The organism is Oscillatoria sp. HE19RPO (genome assembly GCF_024220515.1).
Lineage (GTDB): Bacteria > Cyanobacteriota > Cyanobacteriia > Cyanobacteriales > Laspinemataceae > Laspinema.
Genome location: NZ_JAMXOT010000441.1, coordinates 1 through 5,426, shown reverse-complemented (window position 1 = coordinate 5,426; position 5,426 = coordinate 1). Strand labels below are relative to the sequence as shown.

The window sequence follows — 5,426 nt, the reverse complement described above, 5'->3', positions numbered from 1 at the left end:
AACCGCAGAAGTTCTTCTCCGGTGTTCAACGTCCCGACTTCAGTCGTTTCCGGATTCCCCAAAACCGCAGAAGTTCTTCCTCTTGTTTGTAGTAACGACTTCAGTCGTTTCCGGATTCCCGAAAACCGCAGAAGTTCTTCTCGCTGTAGGGTCGAGAAAGGAAATCTACCCTACAGCTTGAGGCAATGCGTAAGTCCTGCGAAGAGAACGACTGAAGTCGTTACTACGAACATGGAGAACGACTGAAGTTGTTACTACGAACAGAAGAGAACGACTGAAGTTGTTACTACGAACAGAAGAGAACGACTGAAGTTGTTACTACGAACAGAAGAGAACGACTGAAGTCGTTACTACGAACATGGAGAACGACTGAAGTTGTTACTACGAACAGAAGAGAACGACTGAAGTCGTTACTACGAACAGAAGAGAACGACTGAAGTCGTTACTACGAACATGGAGTACGACTGAAGTTGTTACTACGAACAGAAGAGAACGACTGAAGTTGTTACTACGAACAGAAGAGAACGACTGAAGTCGTTACTACGAACATGGAGTACGACTGAAGTTGTTACTACGAACAGAAGAGAACGACTGAAGTCGTTACTACGAACAAAAGAAGAGAACGCCTGAAGTCGTTACTACGAACAGAAGAGAACGACTGAAGTCGTTACTACGAACAAAAGAAGAGAACGCCTGAAGGCGTTACTACGAAGTTAAGATTCGCGTTTTAATGCGGGAGGGCGCTCATTTTCTGTAAGTCCAGGACCTCCGCTAACTGTTCTGAACTCATTAGACCCCGTTCTAGGACGATTTGGCGCAAAGATTTACCTGTTTCTAGGGATTCTTTAGCAACGGAGGCGGCGTTGAGGTAGCCGATGTGGGGGTTGAGGGCGGTGACTAGGGCTAAACTGCCTTCGGCATACTGTTCACAACGACTGCGATCGCAGGTAATCCCCTGAAGACAAAACTCGCTGAGTGCCCCGATCGCATGACCTAAAATTTCAATGCTGTGAATTAGGTTATAGGCAATCAACGGCATCATCACGTTCAGTTCCAGTTGTCCCCCTTGTGCTGCCAGGGCGATCGCACTGTCATATCCCATCACCTGAAAACACACCATCGAAGTCATCTCTGCCATCACCGGATTATATTTCCCTGGCATAATCGAGGACCCCGGTTGCACTGGGGGTAATTGAATTTCCTTCAGTCCCGTTTTCGGTCCCGAATCCATCAGGCGCAAATCATGGGAAATTTTTAGGCAATCCGTGGCTAAGTTTCTTAATGATCCCGAAACGCTGACAAAGGGGGCCATACTTTGCATGGCTGCCATCAAGTGCGGCGTCGGGGTCAGAGGGATATTAATCAACTCCGAGAGAATCTTCACCACCTGTTGGCGATACTTGGGATGAGTATTTAAACCCGTTCCCGCAGCACTTCCCCCAATCCCCAATACCGTAAGTTCTTTCCCGGCAGTTTCGATGCGCGTCCGGTGTTCCGTAAGTATATAGGCCCAGGCGCGAAAACTTTCCCCGAGTCGGACGGGTACCGCGTCTTGCAGATGGGTTCTGCCGGATTTGACGATATCTTGGAATTCTACAGCTTTGGCTTCTAAAGCAGCGATCGCCGCGTTGAGTGCAGGATAAAGACTATGCTGCAACGCCAACAGTCCCCCGATGCGAATGGCGGTGGGGATGACATCATTGGTGGATTGCCCGTAGTTGACCGTATCATTCGGGCTAATCCGCTGATAATTGCCCTTAGCGTCCCCCAGCAGTTCCAAGGCGCGATTGGCGAGAACTTCGTTGACGTTCATGTGGTGAGAGGTTCCGGCACCGGCTTGGTAAACATCGACCACAAATTGATCCCGTAATGCGCCATTGAGAATTTCATCGGCAGCATCGGCGATCGCCTGACTCAAGTCCTGGGGAATGCAGCCGAGTTCACCATTGGCAAGGGCTGTGGCTTTTTTGATCAGCAAACAGGCATCCAGGTAGGTGGGTAAGGGTTTGAGTCCGCTGATGGGAAAATTTTCCGTGGCCCGCAGGGTTTGAATGCCATAGTAGGCAACGGCAGGGATTTGCCGTTCTCCCATCGAATCACGTTCTATGCGGTAGTCTAATTCGGATTGTTCGCTCATCAAATCTTTCTGGGCTTATTGTTGAAAATTTACAGAATTCAAAGTAATTTTACCGAGCAGAGTGAGCTTTGATCGCAGTATCCTTAATATTGGAGAGATTTAATAGATTTTGCACTAAAACTATGAGTCAAACAATGAGTCGCGCCATCTCTATCTATGAGCGCACTTTAGAGTGTAGGCCCGATAGCTATTGGGAATGGTATCAACAGGCGAATGCCTTGCGGGATGCGGGTGATTATCACGATGCCCTTAGCTGCTACGATAAGGCCGTGGAATATCGCCCGGAAGATTATTGGGCTTGGTATCAAATTGGCAATGTTTTAGATGAGTTGGGTCGGTATGAAGAGGCAGTTGCCAGCTATGACCGCGCTTTAAAAGTCCGTCCCGGAGACTATTGGGCCTGGTATGAACGGGGAAGTGCTTTCCGGCAATTGCGGGAGTATGACGCGGCGATCGCCAGCTATGACCGCGCCCTGGAAAACCGTCCGGGAGACTATTGGGCCTGGTATGACCGGGCGATTACTCTAGACCGGGCCGGTCGCTACGAGGAGGCCGTCGCCAACTATGACCGCGCCCTGGAAGTGCGGCCTACGGATTATTGGGCCTGGTATCGTCGGGGAATTGCCCTGGAGATGATGCAGGAGTATGAAAAAGCGTTAGCGAGTTATGATTTTGCTCTAGACATGAAACCTACCGCAGAGATGGCCTGGTATCGCCAGGGGAAAATGTTGGATTTGTTAGGGGAAACGGAAGCGGCGATCGCCAGTTATGACCGGGCATTGGAAATTGACCCGGAGGATGATTTGATTTGGTACGATCGCGGCATTGCCCTGGATGACCTAGACCGTCCGGCAGAAGCCCTCCAGTGCTACGAACGGGCTATTTCTATCTATTCGGAGAATTTCTGGCCTTGGTATCAATTGGGGAACGTTCAGAGTCAGTTAGGCAACTACGATGAGGCTGTGGCCAGCTTTGACCGTGCCTTGGAGTGTGAACCCAACTGGACCCGTTGGGGTGAAGAGTATGAGGGGTTAAGCGGTTGGGTCTGGCATGAGTTGGGGGTCGCTTTAGGGGAACTCTGTCGCTACGATGAGGCTGTGATGAGTTTTCAAAAAGCCCTGACCATTGAACCGGAAGATGGGGCAATTTGGTACGACTTGGCCCGCTATTTGATCCGCCAAGGGGATGGCCCCGGGGCTGTTGCCAGCTTGGAACAGGCGATTCATTGGGGGGGAGACTCCTATCTTGAGAAACTTGCCACAGACAGGGAATTTGACGGTTTGCGGGGCGATCGCACCTTTCAAGGTTTGATGTAACTTTCTTTCGGCTGATATCGCACTAAGAGCTTAGACTCTTGGGGTGGAACGTTGAAAGACCCTGACCTAAATTTTTCACGTTTCATCCCCTGTCTACGGTATCAAGGGAACAGACAATTCATGGGCTAGAAATTGTCAAGATTTACTGACAAAACTTCCCTTAAATTGGGGAATAAAGTGCGTTTAATTCGTGAAATAAAAAGATTAATTTAATTGAATAGAAAGGGTCAAAAATCCTTTAAGATTTTAGAGGGGATTTACAATGAATGGACCCCCAGTAACCTCGGATTAAAATTCTAGCCAAGTCAGTATAAACGCTTATCGAAAGGGCAGACAAGCAGCTAAATGGCAAACAGATAGCCCGAATCGAGGGAACCAATCCACAAAGCGCAGATATTTTCTGCTTTGGAGCGCTATTATGAGCGAAAATCAAGACTCAATGGGATTAGACCGTTCAACAGATCCAGGGAACAGCGCCACCGCGACTGCACTCAAGCCAGAATCAGTAGACCAACCGAAGGATTATCAAGAGTGGTATAAGCGGGCCAGCGTTCTCCATGACTCGAAACGGTATGAAGAGGCGATCGCCAGTTATAACCAGGCCCTGGAAATCCGCCCCGATGATTATTGGGCCTGTTATGAACGCGCCAATGCACTAGCGGCGATCGAACGGTATCAAGAGGCTGTTGCCTCCTATGATCGGGCACTGGAAAGCAAACCCAATGATTATTGGGCCTGGTATCGTCGGGGGAATGCCTTAAGGCATACCAACTGCCATGAAGAGGCCATTGCCAATTACGATAAAGCCCTAGAATTGCGGTCCCGGGACTATTGGGCCTGGTATCAACGGGGTAAAGCGCTAGGGGAACTCGGACGGGTTGAGGAGGCAGTCGCCAGCTTTGACCAGGCCCTAAAAGAACGCCGGGATGACTATTGGGCGTGGTATCGTCGCGGGGAAGTGTTAGCCAAACATAACCGCTATGAAGAAGCGCTAGATAGCTATGACCATGCCTTAGACCTGCGTCCGCACGATCGCTGGGCCTGGTACCGACGCGGGGAAACCTGGCAACGGTTTGGCCGGTATGAGAAGGCGATCGCTAACTACGCCGAGGCCCTGGATATTGAGGCGGATTTTCCCGAAGTCCATTATGCCAAGGCCACCTGTCATCTCCTCCTCGGTCAAATTGAACGGGCGATCGAACATTTGCATTCTTATCTTTCTCAAGACCCAGAGCAATATCAAGAACGCACTCGTCTGGATAGCACATGGGACTCGATTCGTCATGACCTCCGATTCCAAGCCTTGTTACATGAAGTCCAGGCTTGACCCATTGCCCTAAACCTCCAGCCAAGTTGCACCAGATTATACCAATCTTGAGCTAACTCACAAAAAAAGGCGATCGCCTCTTGACAGGCGATCGTATTTTGTGTATATTATTATCATGGAAATCTGTGCCGAAATATATATAACCTGTTACCCTTGTTCAACGTCCCGACTTCAGTCGTTTCCGGATTGTTCGTAGTAACGACTTCAGTCGTTTCCGGATTGTTCGTAGTAACGACTTCAGTCGTTTCCGGATTGTTCGTAGTAACGACTTCAGTCGTTCTCCACGTTCGTAGTAACGACTTCAGTCGTTTCCGGATTGTTCGTAGTAACGACTTCAGTCGTTTCCGGATTGTTCGTAGTAACGACTTCAGTCGTTTCCGGATTGTTCGTATTGTGGATCTAAACCTGATAGTCTTGTAGTGCGTTCGCGTAGCGTGTGCCCCAGCACAAACATCTTGCGCGCTTTCTCTATGACAAATTTATTTAGACGCGCTATACAAACCTCGGAAGAGAACGACTGAAGTCGTTACTACGAACATGAGAAGAGAACGACTGAAGTCGTTACTACGAACATGAGAAGAGAACGACTGAAGTCGTTACTACGAACATGAGAAGAGAACGACTGAAGTCGTTACTACGAACATGA

The 5,426-nt window shown here is 49.2% G+C and carries 4 protein-coding genes; 3 read left to right on the top strand and 1 reads right to left on the bottom strand.

The genetic code is table 11. The features are described 5' to 3' along the window. Positions 1-727: 727 nt before the first annotated feature. Positions 728-2,137 carry an aspartate ammonia-lyase gene (locus NG833_RS29170; protein ID WP_254568769.1) on the bottom strand — a complete coding sequence of 470 codons (1,410 nt, stop codon included), beginning with the start codon at positions 2,135-2,137 and terminating at the stop codon, positions 728-730. Positions 2,138-2,259: 122 nt separating this feature from the next. Here NG833_RS29170 and NG833_RS29165 point away from each other — a divergent pair, with 122 nt between their 5' ends. From NG833_RS29165 to NG833_RS29155, 3 genes are all read left to right on the top strand, one after another. Next, on the top strand, positions 2,260-3,453 hold the full coding sequence (locus NG833_RS29165; RefSeq protein WP_254568768.1) for a tetratricopeptide repeat protein: 1,194 nt from the start codon (positions 2,260-2,262) through the stop codon (positions 3,451-3,453). A 418-nt stretch (positions 3,454-3,871) separates the two neighbouring features. Continuing rightward, positions 3,872-4,780, top strand: a complete 909-nt coding sequence (locus NG833_RS29160) for a tetratricopeptide repeat protein (protein WP_254568767.1) — start codon at positions 3,872-3,874, stop codon at positions 4,778-4,780. Positions 4,781-4,933: 153 nt separating this feature from the next. Next, positions 4,934-5,200 (top strand): hypothetical protein, encoded by a 267-nt coding sequence (locus NG833_RS29155; RefSeq protein WP_254568766.1) that lies wholly within the window; start codon positions 4,934-4,936, stop codon positions 5,198-5,200. The last annotated feature ends 226 nt before the right edge of the window (positions 5,201-5,426 follow it).

Coding starts and splice junctions, on each gene's coding strand:
- NG833_RS29170 (WP_254568769.1), bottom strand. CDS start 2,137: ATGAGCGAACAATCCGAATTAGACTACCGCATAGAACGTGATTCGATG.
- NG833_RS29165 (WP_254568768.1), top strand. CDS start 2,260: ATGAGTCAAACAATGAGTCGCGCCATCTCTATCTATGAGCGCACTTTA.
- NG833_RS29160 (WP_254568767.1), top strand. CDS start 3,872: ATGAGCGAAAATCAAGACTCAATGGGATTAGACCGTTCAACAGATCCA.